Below are 13480 nucleotides of genomic sequence, written 5' to 3'. Positions count from 1 at the left end.
GCGAGCGGCGGACTGGCGGAGGTGCGAGTGGCACGCGGTGGTGGCGTCTTCTGTGTCGAGGGTCAGTGGCACCGCGACCTCAATGACCGGGGTTCCGTGCTGCCGACCCTCGAACTCCTCGAACGGCTGGGCAAGATCCGCTTCATCCACAAGGGCGCGGCCACCCGGGACGAGCTGTTCTACTTCCTGGACCGCTGGCTGCTCAAGCAGTACGCCGACCACCGCGTCGGCTTCTTCGCCATGCACGGCGAGCCGAGCCGGCTCTGCCTCACCGACCGGCAGTCGGTGGGGTTGAACGAGGTGGCCGAGCTGATGGCCGGTCGCTGCGAGGGCCGGCGACTCTATTTCGGCAGCTGCTCCGTCCTGCGCGCCTCCGACGCGGTGCTGCGCGAGTTCCTGGAAGTCACCGGTGCGGCTCTGATCTGCGGTTTTACCCGAGAAGTCGACTGGGTCGAATCGGCGGCCTTCGAAACCGTCCTGCTGGACATATTGGTCAATGGGCAGCGGCACAATGCCGCCGAACTACGGATGGGCTCGGCGCACTGGGCACCGCTCGCCTCGTACCTCGGCTTTCGGGTGATCTACGCCAACGGCCGGGCCTGGCGGCCGGCGGGCCGGCCCCGCGTGCCCACCCAGGCAGTGCCCCGCGCCGCAGCCCGCCCTCGCTGACCCGCCGCGACCGGCCCGCCCCGACCCTGGTAGGAACGAGAGTCATGGCACGCAGCATCGCGACGAACACCCGGGCCGACCGGGACACCCTGCTCGACTTCCTCCGCCCACGGCACCGCGTCGTGCTGATGACCACCCGGGCCGACGGTCGCCCGCAGTCGTCCCCGGTCTCCGCCGGCATCGACGGTCAGGGCCGACTGGTCATCTCCACCTACCCGGAGCGGGCCAAGGTGGCCAACATCCGCCGTGACCCCCGGGTGTCGGCCTGCGTGCTCTCCGACGACTGGAACGGGCCCTGGGTGCAGGTCGACGGCACCGCCGAGGTGCTGGACCTGCCCGAGGCGCTGGAACCGCTTGTCGAGTATTTCCGCAGCATCTCCGGCGAGCACCCGGACTGGGACGACTACCGGGCGGCGATGGTGCGCCAGGGCAAGTCGCTGATCCGGGTCACCATCGACGCCTGGGGGCCGATCGCCACCGGCGGGTTCCCGGCCCGGCTCGCCGACTGACCACCGGCCCGGTCAGTCGACCAGCGCGGCGTAGACCAGTTGGCGCAGCTGGGAGCGCAGCGGGTACGTGCTCGACGGCATCAGCTGGGTGAAGAGGAGCGCGGTGATCTCCTCGGCCGGGTCCACCCAGAACGCGGTGCTGGCCACTCCACCCCAGTAATATTCGCCGACGTTGCTCGGCACCCGGCTCGGGATCGGGTCGTCGACCACCGCGAAGCCGAGGCCGAACCCGATCCCGTCGAGGGTGGTCTCGGCGAAGCCGCCGGTGGACAGTGTGCCCAGGTCCTGCCCGCCGGGCAGGTGGTTGCGGGTCATGAAACGCACCGTGCGCGGCCCGAGCAGGCGTACGCCGTCCAACTCGCCGCCGCGCAGCAGGAACTGGGTGAACCGGTGGTAGTCGGCGGCGCTGGAGATCAGGCCCCCGCCACCGGAGTGCAGCACGGGCTTGTAGTGCGCGATCGAGCCGAGCCGGTCGTACCGGGCCGCCCGGCCGTTGCGCGGGTCCGGCGCGTAGAGCGTGGCCAGCCGGTCGGCCACATCGGCGTCGACCCACCAGCGGGCGTCGGTCATGCCCAACGGGCCGAAGATCCGGTCGGCGAAGAACGCGTCGAGGCTCTGCCCGGAGACCACCTCGATCAGCCGGCCGAGCACGTCGGTGGCGACCGAGTAGCCCCAGGCGGTGCCGGGCTGAAAGAGCAGCGGCAGCTCGCCGAACGCCGCGCAGGCGCCGGCCAGGTCGACCTCCGTCGGCGGGTACAGGTCGTAGCCGGCCGCCCGGTAGAGCCCGTCGACCACGGAGGTCTGCATGAAGCCGTACGTCAGGCCGGAGGTGTGGGTGAGCAGGTGCCAGATCCGGATCGGCTCGGTCGCCGGCACGGTGTACGGCTTGAGCGTCGAGCCCTTCGAATAGACCCGCAGGTCGGCGAACTCGGGCAGCCAGCGGCTGATCTCGTCGGTCAGCTCGAAGCGGCCCTCCTCCCACAGCATCATGGCCGCGACCGAGGTGACCGGCTTGGTCATCGAATAGATCCGCCAGAGTGTGTCGGCCTCGACCGGGGCACCCGACTCCCGGTCCCGCAGCCCGTACGTCGAGGAGTGCGCCACCTCGCCGCGCCGGGTGACCACCACCTGCCAGCCGGCGAGCCGGCCGTCGTCGACGTACGCGCCGAAGTGCTCGTCGATCCGCGCGAGCCGCGCCGGGTCGAAGCCGATCTGGTCCGGGTCCGTGCTTCGAGCCACACTCACGCCGCCGAACCTACTTGGCGGTACCACGATGTCGGAAGGGGGTGTCCGGGGGCTGGTCGACGGGCTGCCGTCGGTGGGTGGCACTAGCCTGGTCGGATGCCGGAGTTGACCGAGGGTGTGACCTTCCGCCACGAAGACTGGTACGGCGAGGAGTTGACCGACCGGCACTTCGTCGGCTGTGAGTTCTTCGAGGTGGACCTGACCGAGGCGGTCACGCGCGGCGCGGTCTTCACCGGGTGCACGTTCGGCAACGTGTTGTTCAACGCGTCCCGGCACCTGGATTCGGCCTTCACCCGCTGCGTCTTCAAGCGGTGCAACTTCTTCGAGGCGGAGTTCACCGGCTGCAAGCTGGTCGGCAGCACCTTCGTCGAGTGTCAGCTTCGTCCGCTGCGGGTCGACGGTGGCGACTGGTCGTTCGTCGCGCTACCCGGCGCGGACCTGCGTGGCGCCTGGTTGAGTGACGTGCGGATGCGCGAGGCCGACCTGGGCGGCGCCAACCTGACCGGTGCCACGGTGGCCGGTGTCGACCTCTCCGGCGCGCAGTTGCAGAAGTGCCGTCTCGGGGGCGCTGACCTGCGGCGCAGCGACCTGACCGCGCTGGACCCGACGACCGTGGAACGGGCCGGCGCGATCGTGGACGTCGAGCAGGCGGTCGTCATCGCGCAGGCGCTCGGTTTCCGGATCGGCTGACGCGGGGCGCTCGCCCTCGACCGGCCGTTCACGCCCGGGTCCGCCTGTCCGATACCGTCCGGTTCCGGACTGGACACACCCACCCGTCCGGATCTAGCGTGTCGACCACGCCGGTGCAAACGTGAGACGGCCCACAGTGGACGGTGCGGTCCGCCGCAGCCGATTTCGGTCAGGCGGCGGAGTGGAGGGGTCGGTGGCGGACGAGGACCGCACGCGGGCGCAGTCACGGGCCGGGAGCGAGCCGACCACCCGACCGGCGTCGCACCGGCCACACGCCGTCGACGCCGCGCAGACCCGCAGCGCGCTGCGCAGGCTCGCCCGCGCCCGCCGGCGGCGGCGCTGGGCGCTGGAGGGGATCGCCGCGCTCGTCTGCCTGATCGTCCTGGGTTCGTACCTCGGCACGCGTGCCGCCCCCGAGCCGGGGGACGACCCGGGCGGGGGGCCGGATGGCGTGCCCGCCGGAGCCGCCCGCCCCACCGGCCTTCCCGCTGCCGAAGGGCGTACCAACGAGGCCGGGCCGGCGACGCCGGGCCTGCGCCCCCGGGAGCGCCCGCCCTCGCCCGAGCCTTCGTCGGTCAGCGCGCCCGCTCCGCCCGCCCCACCAGCCGGGTCGCCGGCCGCAGCGACGCTCTCGGTGAGCAGGGCGGAGGCACCCGCCGAGATCGACCTCAGCGCCGTGGGCACGCGGGACTGGATGCACTGGGGGCTGCGCGGCGGCAACTCGACCGTCCGCAAGCGCTCCGGCTCGGGAGAGATCGTCGACGCGGGCGGCAAGGGCGACCGGGTCGGCTGGGACGGCAACCAGGAGGTCGTCCGCTGGTCCGACGGCGCGCCCGAGCGGTCCGCCGGCGGCAGCCCGGACGGCGTCTACACCTGCGGCGTCGGCAACGGTTTCAGCCTCGCGATCGCCGGCAGCGGTGAGCCGCGCACCGTCCAGCTCTACGCCGGGATCTGGATGGCACGCGGTCGACTGGACGCCCGGCTGTCCACCGGGGGGCCGGTCAGTACGGTGCGGCTGGAGGACCCGTACACCAGCCAGAGCGCCCAGTTCACCATCCGGTTCGACCTGCCCAGGGGTGCCCGGCTGGTGTTGACGTGGACCGTCGAGAAGGTCTTCACCCCGCACTGCGGCAACGTCGGCCTCCAGGCCGTCGCGCTGCGCTGACGGTGCCGGTCGCGCGTCGCGTCCACGAGTCGGGACAGTTTGTCCGTCGCCCTCGGTCGATGCTGCCGTAACTTTCTGCTGTCCCCGTCCAGCCATCCACTGTGGAGGCAGCGCAGATGAGCAGCAGCACCGCCCACCGCGTCCGTCCCGCCGCTACCTCCGGCGCCGATGAGGTGCCCGGGGAGGTGCTCCGCGACATCCCCCTGCCGCCGTACGTGACGGGCGAGGACGCCCAGTTCGCGGTGCGAGCGGTGGTGGTCCACGCGCCTCGGCGGTGGTCCGGCGGGGTGATCTGCCGCAACGACGCCAACCCGCACCCGTGTCGGCTGCACCGCTGGGGCACCCAGGTGCTGGCGCTGCGCGGGCTGCGGGCCGCCGAGATCGCCGCGCTCATCGAGCGCGGCGACCCCGCGGCGGTGCCCCCCACACCGGACCGCCCGGCCTGAACGGTGGCGGGGGCACGTGCCCCCGCCACCGTTCAGCAGGTGATCGGCTTGACCCAGGAGCACTCCACGCCCTCCGGGGTGCGCGGCGTCTCCGGCACCGAGGGCGGTGCCACCCGGCCGATCTCCTTGGTGGGCGGAGGTTATTGCCGTTCGGGTTCCGGTGGCCCGCCGACCGACCTCTTGTGCCCGCCCCAGTAGTGCCGCTGCGCCCCCATGGCCAGCGGTGCCACCAGCGCGGCGAGTGCCCCGCCGAGCAGCGGGAAGACGATGAAAACCCAGAGTTGGCGCAAGGCCACGCCACCCTCGAAGACGGCCGGACCGAAGGCGCGGGCCGGGTTGACCGCAGCTCCGGTCAGCGTCACGCCGACCAGTTGCGTCGCGGCCAGGGCCAGCCCGATGGCCACCCCGGCGGTGCCCGGAATCTCGCTGCGGCTGGTCACCACCAGGACGACCAGCACGAAGAGGAAGGTCAACACGATCTCCAGGACGGCCGCGCCGCCCCGGTTGATGTGCGCGCCGTACCCGTTCGAGCCCAGCGCTCCGGTCTGGTCCGCCACGTCACCCCAGCGGGTCAGCGCCCAGAGGATGAAGGCGGCCACGGTCGCCCCGGCGAACTGCGCGATCCAGTAGGCCACCGCGCCGAGCAGCGAGATCTTTCCGGAGAGCAGCACGCCGAGCGTCACCGCAGGGTTGACGTGGCTGCCGGACAGCGGGCCGATCATGTAGACCAGGGCGAGCATGGCGAACCCGAAGGCCAGCGCGACCACCACCACGCCACCCTGGACCCTCGCGGCGACGGCGGCGCCCACGCCGAAGAAGACCAGCAGTAGCGTGCCGAGGAACTCGGCTGCGGCGCGACGGGCATCGTCCATTCCCTGAGCCTAGGGACAATTTAGGTGTTTTGGTGCAGGAATCGGCGCTGTGACCGGCGCGACGGGCAGCTGCGGGCACAGCGGAGGCGGCCCTGACGTTGCACAACGCGTGGGCACCCATTCCGTCGACGTCGTGGTGATCGGGGCTGGTCAGGCCGGCCTGAGCGCCGCCTACCACCTGCGCCGCACCGGCTTCGCTCCCGGCAGCGGCTTCGTCGTCCTCGACGGCGACGACGGCCCGGGTGGAGCCTGGCAGCACCGCTGGCCGACGCTGCGCCTGGAGCGGGTGCACGGCTTTCACGACCTTCCCGGGATGCCCTTCCCGCCGGCCGACCCGCAACGCCCGGCCGCCGAGGCGGTCCGCGCCTACTTCGCCCGCTACGAACGGGCCTTCGACCTGCCGATCCGGCGACCGGTACGGGTGCGCGAGGTGCGCTCCCGCCCGGACGGGCGGCTGGACGTCCACAGCGACCACGACCGGTGGACGGCGCGGGCACTGATCAACGCGACCGGCACCTGGACCCGTCCGTTCTGGCCGCACTACCCGGGCCGTTCCTCGTTCCGGGGTCGGCAGCTGCACACGGCCGACTACCAGGGGCCGGCGGAGTTCGTCGGCCGTCGTGTCGTGGTGGTCGGCGGCGGCACCTCGGCCGTGCAACTGCTCGCCGAGATCTCTCCGGTGGCGGCCTCCACCACCTGGGTGACCCGCCGCCCGCCGCAGTTCACCGACGGCGAATTCGGCCCGGAGCGGGGTCGGGCCGCGGTTGCCCTGGTGGACGCCGCGGTACGCGCCGGACGCCCGCCGGGCAGCGTGGTGGGCGTGACCGGGCTGCCGGTCAACCCCGAGATCCGCCAGCTCCGGGAGCACGGCGTCCTCGACCGGCTACCCGTCTTCGATCGGATCACGCCCGACGGGGTGACCTGGGAAGACGGGCGGTTCGTCCCGGCCGACGTGATCCTCTGGTGCACCGGCTTCCGTGCCGCACTGGACCATCTCGCCCCGCTGGCTCTGCGTGCGCCGGGCGGTGGAATCGTCATGGACGGCACCCGAGTCGTCGCCGACGACCGGATCCATCTGATCGGTTACGGCCCCTCGGCGAGCACGATCGGCGCCAACCGGGCGGGCCGCGCGGCGGTCAACGAGATCCGCGCGTTGCTCGCCCCTGCCCCCGCTCTCGACTGACGCGGCTCTATTTGACGGATCGCCCGACAGCGGGCACCGTGGGCAGGGAAGGGGCCTGTCAGCTGCCCCGATTCGACGCGACGGCGATGCCCGTCCGCCTCTCCTGCCGCCTCCCACGTGTGTTCGTGCGGGGGGCCGACTGCCCGGTCTGCGCGAAAGCGACCGCGAGCCGAGAATCCACGAGGAGTTCCGCAAATGCTCACCATGACCGACAACGCCGTGCTCGTCATCCGCGACCTCGCCAACCAGCAGGACGTGGCCCAGGACGGTGGGGTGCGGATCGCCGCCGACGCCGATGCCGGGTCGCTCACCGTGGAGTTGGTGCCCGAGCCGGAGCAGGGCGACCACGTGGTCGACAACCAGGGCGCTCGGATCTTCCTCGACGCGGACGCCGTCGAGTTGCTCGGCGACGCCTCGGTGGACGCCACCGTCGACGACGAGGGCATCATCCAGTTCGGGTTCACCGAGCAGCAGTAGCACTCCTACCTCGGCGGTCGTCCCCGCTGCGGCGGGGCCGGCCTGGGGTGCCAGCCGGGCAGGGTGTCGTCGAGCGGGCGGGACAGCGTGGCGAGCACGTGCGCCAGGTGGTGCGACGTGCTCCACGCCGTCCAGTTGGCGGCCGATCCGGCTCCGGCGCCACGGCGTGCCCGGCGCAGCAGCTCATGGTCGCCCCAGGAGAACGCCGCGCCGGTGTTCGGCCAGTGCGGCGCCGACACCAGCGCGCGGCACAGGTCGGCGAACCGGTCGTCGCCCCGCCCACCCCGCCGGGACCAGCGGTAGACCCACCAGCTGCCCTCGGCGGTGTACCGCACGGTGGGCAGCCGGTCGCCGGGATCACTGGAATCGGCCACGGCCGGCCCGACGCCGTAGTCGCCGTAGTCGACCCCGGTGTCGCTCAGCCGCTGCCAGAGCTGCCAGTCCCAGCGGTCCAACCGGACGGGCTCGTCGCTGGGCAGCCGGGACAGTGTCGGCGGCATCCCGCCGGCGGCCACCGTGACCGAGCGCCAGGCGTGGCGGCGGGCCCAGGCCAGCAGCCGCCGTACCCGCGGCTCGGCCACCCGCACGTCCGCCGGGCAGCACACGTCCCCGGCGTCCACCAGCAGGTCACACTCCTCCGGCGCCAGCGCCGTGAACCGCCAGATCCGTTCGACGGCGGTGGTGCTCGCGTCCGGCCCCGCCCGGTCCCGGGCGGCGCGCAGCCGGACCAGCGCCCGCCCGGCGTACGCCCGGGCCGCCGCGCCGTGCGCGGCCAGCCGCCGGTCACTCTCCGCGAGCCCGACGACGGGCATCAGGGGTACGCCCCAACGGGCCAGCTCCGGGTCGGCGGCGTCGGGCAGGGCCGTGACATCGACGGCCGGCAGCAGCCCGACCGGCAGGCGGCGGAGAGCATCCATCGTGGATCGGTCGACGGCGTCGATCTCCAGGATCGGGGCGAGCAGTGGGGTGACCGCGGGGTCGACATGGTGCAACGCCTCCAGCTCGCCGCGTCGGCGGCTGGCGAGGATGGGGCGGTAGACCGGTTCCGCCGCCCGGCCCCCGTGGGCGGGCACCATAATTCAATCTAGCCAGGCATTCGCATGCCTTCCCAGCCGCCGAGGCGAAAATCCGGTCCCTGACTGTCGGTTCGGCGACTACGCTCGCCCGATGCCCGCACCAGCGCGCCGCTACCGCAGCGAGGACGAGGACAGCGCACGCTGGGTCGGGTTCCCGTTCCGCGACGGTGACATCGTGATCAGCACGCGGTCCAAGAGCGGCACCACCTGGATGCAGATGATCTGCGCGCTGCTGGTGTTGGGCACTCCGGAGCTGCCAGCGCCGCTGATCGAGCTGTCACCCTGGCTGGACTGGCGGGTCGAGCCGCGGGACGCGGTGTACCGCCGGCTGGCCGCCCAGCCGCACCGGCGGTTCATCAAGACGCACACCCCGCTGGACGGAGTGCCGCTCGACCCCCGGGTGCACTACGTGGTGGTGGCCCGGCACCCGCTGGACATGGCGGTCTCCCTCTACCACCAGGCCGGCAACCTGGACAAGGTTCGTCTCCGCGAGCTGACCGGTGATCCTGCTCCGGCGGGACCGCCACGAGCGCGCCTGCCGCTGGAGCAGTGGTTGCCGAGCTGGGTCGACCGCGAGGTGGACCCGCGTGCCGAGTTGGACTCGCTGCCGGGGGTGCTGTGGCACCTGGGCGACGCCTGGGCTCGCCGGAACGCGCCGAACGTCGAGCTGGTGCACTACGACGACCTCCGGGCCGACCTGGGCGGGCAGATGCGCCGGCTGGCCGACCGGTGGGGCCTTTCGGTGCCCGCCGAGCGCTGGCCAGACCTGGTCGAGGCGGCCACCTTCGGCCGGATGCGGGAGCGCGCCGACCAGCTCGCTCCGGACGCGCTCGGTGTGCTGCGGGACCGCCGGGCGTTCTTCCGCCAGGGCCGCTCGGGTCAGGGCCGGGACCTGCTGGACGCGGCCGAGCTGGCCCGCTATCGCTCGCGTACGGCCGCTCTCGCGCCGCCCGACCTGCTCGCCTGGCTGCACCGCGACTCCTGACCGGTGGAGTCTCGCGAGCCGGCCGGACAGACGAGCGCACGGCGCCGTTCGACCCATGGTCGGAACGTCGCCGCGCTCTGGCCGTCTCCCACCGTCGCAGCCGTTCGGCGGTACGCCAGCGGGGACCTGGCTCGACCGGCCGTTCGCTCCGGTCAGAGTGCTCGATCCCCCTTGCGCGCGAATCCAAACCCGCCGACCGTGGGGAATTCCACCATTTGCCAGTCCCGGCGTGACGCGTCGCCGAACGGGGTATGAGCGGAGCATGGAGCATTTCACTATCGCAACCGTCGCCGAGAAGAGCCCGGACTTCCGGCGGGTGCTGTGGACCGGGGAGCACACCCAGCTGGTGATCATGACGATCCCCCCGGGTGGCGAGATCGGCGAGGAGGTGCACGAGGGCATCGACCAGATCCTGACTTTCGTCAGCGGCACCGGCGAGGCCCGGGTCGCCGGCGCGAAGCGGGAGGTCGTCGCGGGTGACCTCGTTGTCGTCCCGTCGGGCACGAAGCACAATTTCGTCAACACCGGCCCGAACCCGCTGGTGCTCTACACGGTCTACGGGCCGCCGGAGCACGCCGACCAGGCCGTGCACCACACCAAGGAGGAGGCCGACGAGGCCGAGGCCGCCGGCAAGGACGAGCCGCCGACGGCGTGAGCGCGGCGGCCTGATCCGGGCTCATCCGGGTACCCCGCGCGGGTGCAGCAGCCGCCGATCTCCGACTACGGATTCCTCTCGGATTCCCGCTCCGGCGCGCTCGTCGGCAGGGACGGTTCGGTCGACTGGTGGTGCCCGAGCCGGTTCGACGGCGCCTCGGTGTTCGGCCGGCTGCTCGACCCGAGCGCCGGGCACTTTCGGGTGGCCCCGGTCGGCGCGGGTGGCCCCGGCCACCGCGTGGAGCGGGCCTACCGGCCGGACACCCTGGTGCTGCGGACGGTGCACCACACGCCGCACGGCAGCGTGGCGGTCACCGACGCGCTGGCCGCCGAGATCGGCGCACGCGCCCACGAGTTGGGGATGCACTCTCCCGCCGTGCTGATCCGGGTGGTCGAGGGGCTGTCCGGGCGGGTACGGATGGCGTTGGACTTCGCGCCCCGCCCCGAGTACGGCCTGCTCACGCCGTACCTGCACGAGCAGCCGGACGGCGGGGTGCTGGCCGGCGCCGGCCCGGTGGTGCTGGTGCTGCACGTCGGTGGCCTGTCGCTGCGGGCCGACCGGGACCGGGTGACCCAGGAGTTCGAGGTCTCCGCCGGCCAGGTGGTCGGAATGGACGTGGCGTTCGGTGACACCTACGGCGACCCGCCGGCCCGGCTCGACCCGGTGGCCACGCTCGCCGAGACGACGCGGGCGTGGGAGGCGTACCGGGAGACGCACACGTACTCCGGCCGGTACCCCGACCTGGTGCGGCACAGCGCGACGGTGCTGACCGGCCTCACCTACGCCCGCAGCGGCGCGGTCGCCGCGGCGCTGACGACGTCCTTGCCGGAACGGATCGGCGGGGACCGCAACTACGACTACCGCTTCTCCTGGCTGCGGGACTTCTCGCTCACCATGCGTGCGCTCTGGGTGGCGGCCTGCCCGGACGAGACGTCGCGGCTGTTCGCGTGGGCCGCCCGGTCGATCGGGCGGATCGGCGACGAGCCGGTGCCGGTGCTCTTCGGGGTGGAGGGCGAACGTGACCTGTCCGAGCACAACTGCACCCACCTGCGCGGATACCACGGCAGCCAGCCGGTCCGGATCGGCAACGACGCGTGGCGGCAGCGGCAGCTCGACGTGCCGGGTGAGGTCGTCTCGGCGGTGTGGCGGCTGCGCGACTACCTCGGCACGACGTTCGAGGAGGAGTTGCGTGAGATGGTGCTCGGGCTGACCGAGCAGGTCGCCGGGACGTGGCACCTGCCGGACCGGGGCATGTGGGAGACCCGCGACGAGGAGCGGCACTACCTGTCGTCCAAAGTGCTCTGCTGGCTGACGATGGACCGGGCCGTGGGGCTCGCCGACCGGCTCGGTGAGCGGGCCGACCCGCGGCGCTGGGCCGCCGTCCGCGACGAGATCCGCGACGCGGTGCTGCGCGACGGGTGGAACGACCGGATCGGGGCGTTCACCGGCGCGTTCGGCTCGGCGGAGCTGGACGCCTCGGCTCTGATCCTGCCGGTGGCGCAATTCCTGCCGGCCACCGATCCGCGGATGCGGTCGACGATCGCGATGGTCGAACGGGAGTTGGGCACCGAGGACGGACTGATCCGCCGGTGGACGACCGATCCGGCGGGTTTTCTGCTCTGCTCGTTCTGGCTGGTGGAGTGCCTGGTGATGACGGGGGAGCCGACGCGGGCCGAGGAGTTGTTCGAGCGGGTGGTCGGGTACGCCAACGACGTGGGCCTGTTCAGCGAGCAGATCGACCTGGCCACCGGGGCGCAGCTCGGCAACACACCGCAGGCGCTGTCGCACGTCGGTCTGATCAACGCGGCCTGGCGGCTGACCGAGCCGGAAAGCTACTGACCGGCCCGCAGCGCCTGACCGGCCCGCGTGCGCTCGAATCCTGCAACAGACCTGCAAGCGCCAGGCATTGACGCTGATGGTTGAGCGGTCCTAGCCTCGAAGGGGCGGGAAAGCCCTTTCCCCACGGCTTTGATCCCGCTTTCACCCCGCTCCGGAGCAGGGCATCCGGCGGGGCACACCGATCCCAGGCCAGGGCAGTTCACCATGCCGGTACGTCCCCCGCACGCCACGGCCGTCGGATCGCCACCACACGCGTCAAGGAGGACACCTGTGCAGAAGAGACGACACCCCGGCCGACGACCACTGCTGCTGGCCGTCGGCGCGGGCGTGACCACCGCGGCCCTCGCCGCCGGCATGACCTCGGCCTTCGCGGCCACCGTCTTCAGCGACAACTTCAACGACGGCGACACCTCTGGCTGGTCCAAGTCCGGCGGCACCTGGGCCGTCGACGGCTCCGGCGTGCTCAACCAGACCAACGCCGGCAGCGAGCTGGCCCGGCAGTTCGCCGGCGACACCAGCTGGACCAACTACTCCGTGCAGGCGCGGGTCCGGCCGGCGAGCTTCGGCTCGTCCAGCGCCCTGGTCGGGTTGGCCGCCCGGTCGACAAGCAGCACGAAGATGTACCGGCTGGCCCTGCTCGGCTCCGGCCGCGCCGAGTTGCAGGCCGTCAACGGCAGCAGCATCACCGCGATCGGCTCCGCGTCGCTGGGCATCGGCACCGGCAGTTGGTACACCCTGCGCATCGAGGCCAGCGGCAGCACCATCCGCGGCTTCGTCAACGGCACCCAGATCGCCTCCGGCAGTAACAGCCTGGCCGGCGCGGGTCGGATCGGCCTGGTCACCGCGTACGCCAGCGGCGGCTTCGACGACGTGACGGTCGACTCGTCCGGCGGTGGCACCCCGACCACCCCGCCGGCCACCACCGCACCACCGACCACGCCGCCCCCCACCACGCCGCCCCCCACCACGCCGGGCCCGACCACCCCGCCGCCGGCAGGCTGGCCGACGCCCACCGGCAGCCAGAAGGTGAACGCCACCATCGGAGTCTCCGGCACCTTCGACGGCGGGCTGAAGCGCTACTACGGCATCGGCGACGGCGGGCAGAGCGAGAGCCAGGACCCGATGTTCGAGCTGGCCGCCGGTGCCACCCTGCGCAACGTGATCATCGGGGCGCCGGCCGGTGACGGCGTGCACTGCGAGGGCAACTGCACCCTGATCAACGTCTGGTGGGAGGACGTGGGCGAGGACGCCGCCACCTTCCGCGGCGGCACCACGTACACCGTCGACGGTGGCGGCGCCCGGTCCGCCAGCGACAAGGTCTTCCAGCACAACGGCTCAGGCACCGTCTACATCAAGAACTTCCGGGCCGAGAACGCCGGGAAGCTCTATCGGGCCTGCGGCAACTGCTCCACGTCGTACCAGCGGCACGTGGTGATCGACAACGTGGTCGTCCGGGACACCGACGCGATCGCCGGCATCAACACCAACTGGGGCGACACCGCCCGGTTCAGCCGGATCACGATCGTCGACGACTCGGGCCGGGACACGTCGATCTGCGTCAAGTACAAGGGTGTGCCGAAGGGCAGCGAACCGACCAAGATCGGTGAAGGTGCCGACGGCGTCAACTGCTTCTACTCATCGTCCGACATCACCTACCAGTAGGCAGGCA

General features: G+C 72.3%; 14 protein-coding genes. 11 read left to right on the top strand and 3 right to left on the bottom strand.

What is annotated here, in order from left to right:
• Positions 1-27: 27 nt before the first annotated feature.
• Positions 28-669: a hypothetical protein gene (locus ABZ808_RS20070; protein ID WP_357008492.1), complete on the top strand. Its 642-nt coding sequence runs from the start codon at positions 28-30 to the stop codon at positions 667-669.
• A 44-nt stretch (positions 670-713) separates the two neighbouring features.
• The gene (locus tag ABZ808_RS20065) at positions 714-1178 is read left to right on the top strand and encodes a PPOX class F420-dependent oxidoreductase (RefSeq protein ID WP_357008489.1); all 465 of its coding nucleotides are present in this window, start codon (positions 714-716) and stop codon (positions 1176-1178) included.
• A gap of 12 nt (positions 1179-1190) precedes the next feature.
• On the opposite strand, the gene ABZ808_RS20060 is transcribed toward ABZ808_RS20065, so the two are convergent.
• A complete protein-coding gene (locus ABZ808_RS20060; RefSeq protein ID WP_357008486.1) occupies positions 1191-2423 on the bottom strand; it encodes a serine hydrolase domain-containing protein in 1233 nt (410 codons plus the stop codon).
• A gap of 96 nt (positions 2424-2519) precedes the next feature.
• Between ABZ808_RS20060 and ABZ808_RS20055 the strand changes: the two genes are divergently transcribed.
• From ABZ808_RS20055 to ABZ808_RS20045, 3 genes are all read left to right on the top strand, one after another.
• Positions 2520-3113 (top strand): pentapeptide repeat-containing protein, encoded by a 594-nt coding sequence (locus ABZ808_RS20055; protein WP_357008483.1) that lies wholly within the window; start codon positions 2520-2522, stop codon positions 3111-3113.
• Between the two features lie 193 nt (positions 3114-3306).
• Positions 3307-4278 (top strand): hypothetical protein, encoded by a 972-nt coding sequence (locus ABZ808_RS20050; protein ID WP_357008480.1) that lies wholly within the window; start codon positions 3307-3309, stop codon positions 4276-4278.
• Between the two features lie 116 nt (positions 4279-4394).
• A complete protein-coding gene (locus ABZ808_RS20045) occupies positions 4395-4724 on the top strand; it encodes a hypothetical protein (RefSeq protein WP_357008476.1) in 330 nt (109 codons plus the stop codon).
• Positions 4725-4864: 140 nt separating this feature from the next.
• Here the strand turns inward: ABZ808_RS20045 and ABZ808_RS20040 are convergent, their stop codons facing one another.
• A complete protein-coding gene (locus ABZ808_RS20040) occupies positions 4865-5596 on the bottom strand; it encodes an aquaporin (protein WP_357008473.1) in 732 nt (243 codons plus the stop codon).
• 109 nt (positions 5597-5705) lie between these two features.
• Between ABZ808_RS20040 and ABZ808_RS20035 the strand changes: the two genes are divergently transcribed.
• Together ABZ808_RS20035 and ABZ808_RS20030 are read left to right on the top strand one after the other, a co-directional pair.
• Positions 5706-6779, top strand: coding sequence for an NAD(P)-binding domain-containing protein (locus ABZ808_RS20035; RefSeq protein ID WP_357008470.1), 1074 nt, complete (start codon positions 5706-5708; stop codon positions 6777-6779).
• Between the two features lie 195 nt (positions 6780-6974).
• On the top strand, positions 6975-7256 hold the full coding sequence (locus ABZ808_RS20030; protein WP_357008467.1) for an adhesin: 282 nt from the start codon (positions 6975-6977) through the stop codon (positions 7254-7256).
• Between the two features lie 5 nt (positions 7257-7261).
• Here ABZ808_RS20030 and ABZ808_RS20025 read toward each other — a convergent pair whose 3' ends face one another.
• Positions 7262-8332 carry a hypothetical protein gene (locus tag ABZ808_RS20025; RefSeq protein WP_357008463.1) on the bottom strand — a complete coding sequence of 357 codons (1071 nt, stop codon included), beginning with the start codon at positions 8330-8332 and terminating at the stop codon, positions 7262-7264.
• A 91-nt stretch (positions 8333-8423) separates the two neighbouring features.
• Here ABZ808_RS20025 and ABZ808_RS20020 point away from each other — a divergent pair, with 91 nt between their 5' ends.
• The 4 genes from ABZ808_RS20020 to ABZ808_RS20005 all read left to right on the top strand — a co-directional run bounded on the left by ABZ808_RS20020 (position 8424) and on the right by ABZ808_RS20005 (position 13473).
• Positions 8424-9317 (top strand): sulfotransferase domain-containing protein, encoded by an 894-nt coding sequence (locus tag ABZ808_RS20020; protein ID WP_357008460.1) that lies wholly within the window; start codon positions 8424-8426, stop codon positions 9315-9317.
• Positions 9318-9579: 262 nt separating this feature from the next.
• Positions 9580-9972 (top strand): cupin domain-containing protein, encoded by a 393-nt coding sequence (locus ABZ808_RS20015; RefSeq protein ID WP_357008457.1) that lies wholly within the window; start codon positions 9580-9582, stop codon positions 9970-9972.
• A 42-nt stretch (positions 9973-10014) separates the two neighbouring features.
• Positions 10015-11811 (top strand): glycoside hydrolase family 15 protein, encoded by a 1797-nt coding sequence (locus tag ABZ808_RS20010; RefSeq protein WP_357008454.1) that lies wholly within the window; start codon positions 10015-10017, stop codon positions 11809-11811.
• A gap of 270 nt (positions 11812-12081) precedes the next feature.
• A complete protein-coding gene (locus tag ABZ808_RS20005; RefSeq protein ID WP_357008452.1) occupies positions 12082-13473 on the top strand; it encodes a pectate lyase in 1392 nt (463 codons plus the stop codon).
• Positions 13474-13480: the final 7 nt, after the last annotated feature.

The sequence above is a fragment of the Micromonospora sp. NPDC047527 genome, from assembly GCF_040643015.1.
Classification (GTDB): Bacteria; Actinomycetota; Actinomycetes; order Mycobacteriales; family Micromonosporaceae; genus Micromonospora.
Note: the sequence above shows the minus strand (reverse complement) of the source record. Positions and strands in the feature narration are given on the sequence as shown.

Coding starts and splice junctions, on each gene's coding strand:
- ABZ808_RS20065 (WP_357008489.1), top strand. CDS start 714: ATGGCACGCAGCATCGCGACGAACACCCGGGCCGACCGGGACACCCTG.
- ABZ808_RS20055 (WP_357008483.1), top strand. CDS start 2,520: ATGCCGGAGTTGACCGAGGGTGTGACCTTCCGCCACGAAGACTGGTAC.
- ABZ808_RS20045 (WP_357008476.1), top strand. CDS start 4,395: ATGAGCAGCAGCACCGCCCACCGCGTCCGTCCCGCCGCTACCTCCGGC.
- ABZ808_RS20040 (WP_357008473.1), bottom strand. CDS start 5,596: ATGGACGATGCCCGTCGCGCCGCAGCCGAGTTCCTCGGCACGCTACTG.
- ABZ808_RS20030 (WP_357008467.1), top strand. CDS start 6,975: ATGCTCACCATGACCGACAACGCCGTGCTCGTCATCCGCGACCTCGCC.
- ABZ808_RS20025 (WP_357008463.1), bottom strand. CDS start 8,332: ATGGTGCCCGCCCACGGGGGCCGGGCGGCGGAACCGGTCTACCGCCCC.
- ABZ808_RS20020 (WP_357008460.1), top strand. CDS start 8,424: ATGCCCGCACCAGCGCGCCGCTACCGCAGCGAGGACGAGGACAGCGCA.
- ABZ808_RS20015 (WP_357008457.1), top strand. CDS start 9,580: ATGGAGCATTTCACTATCGCAACCGTCGCCGAGAAGAGCCCGGACTTC.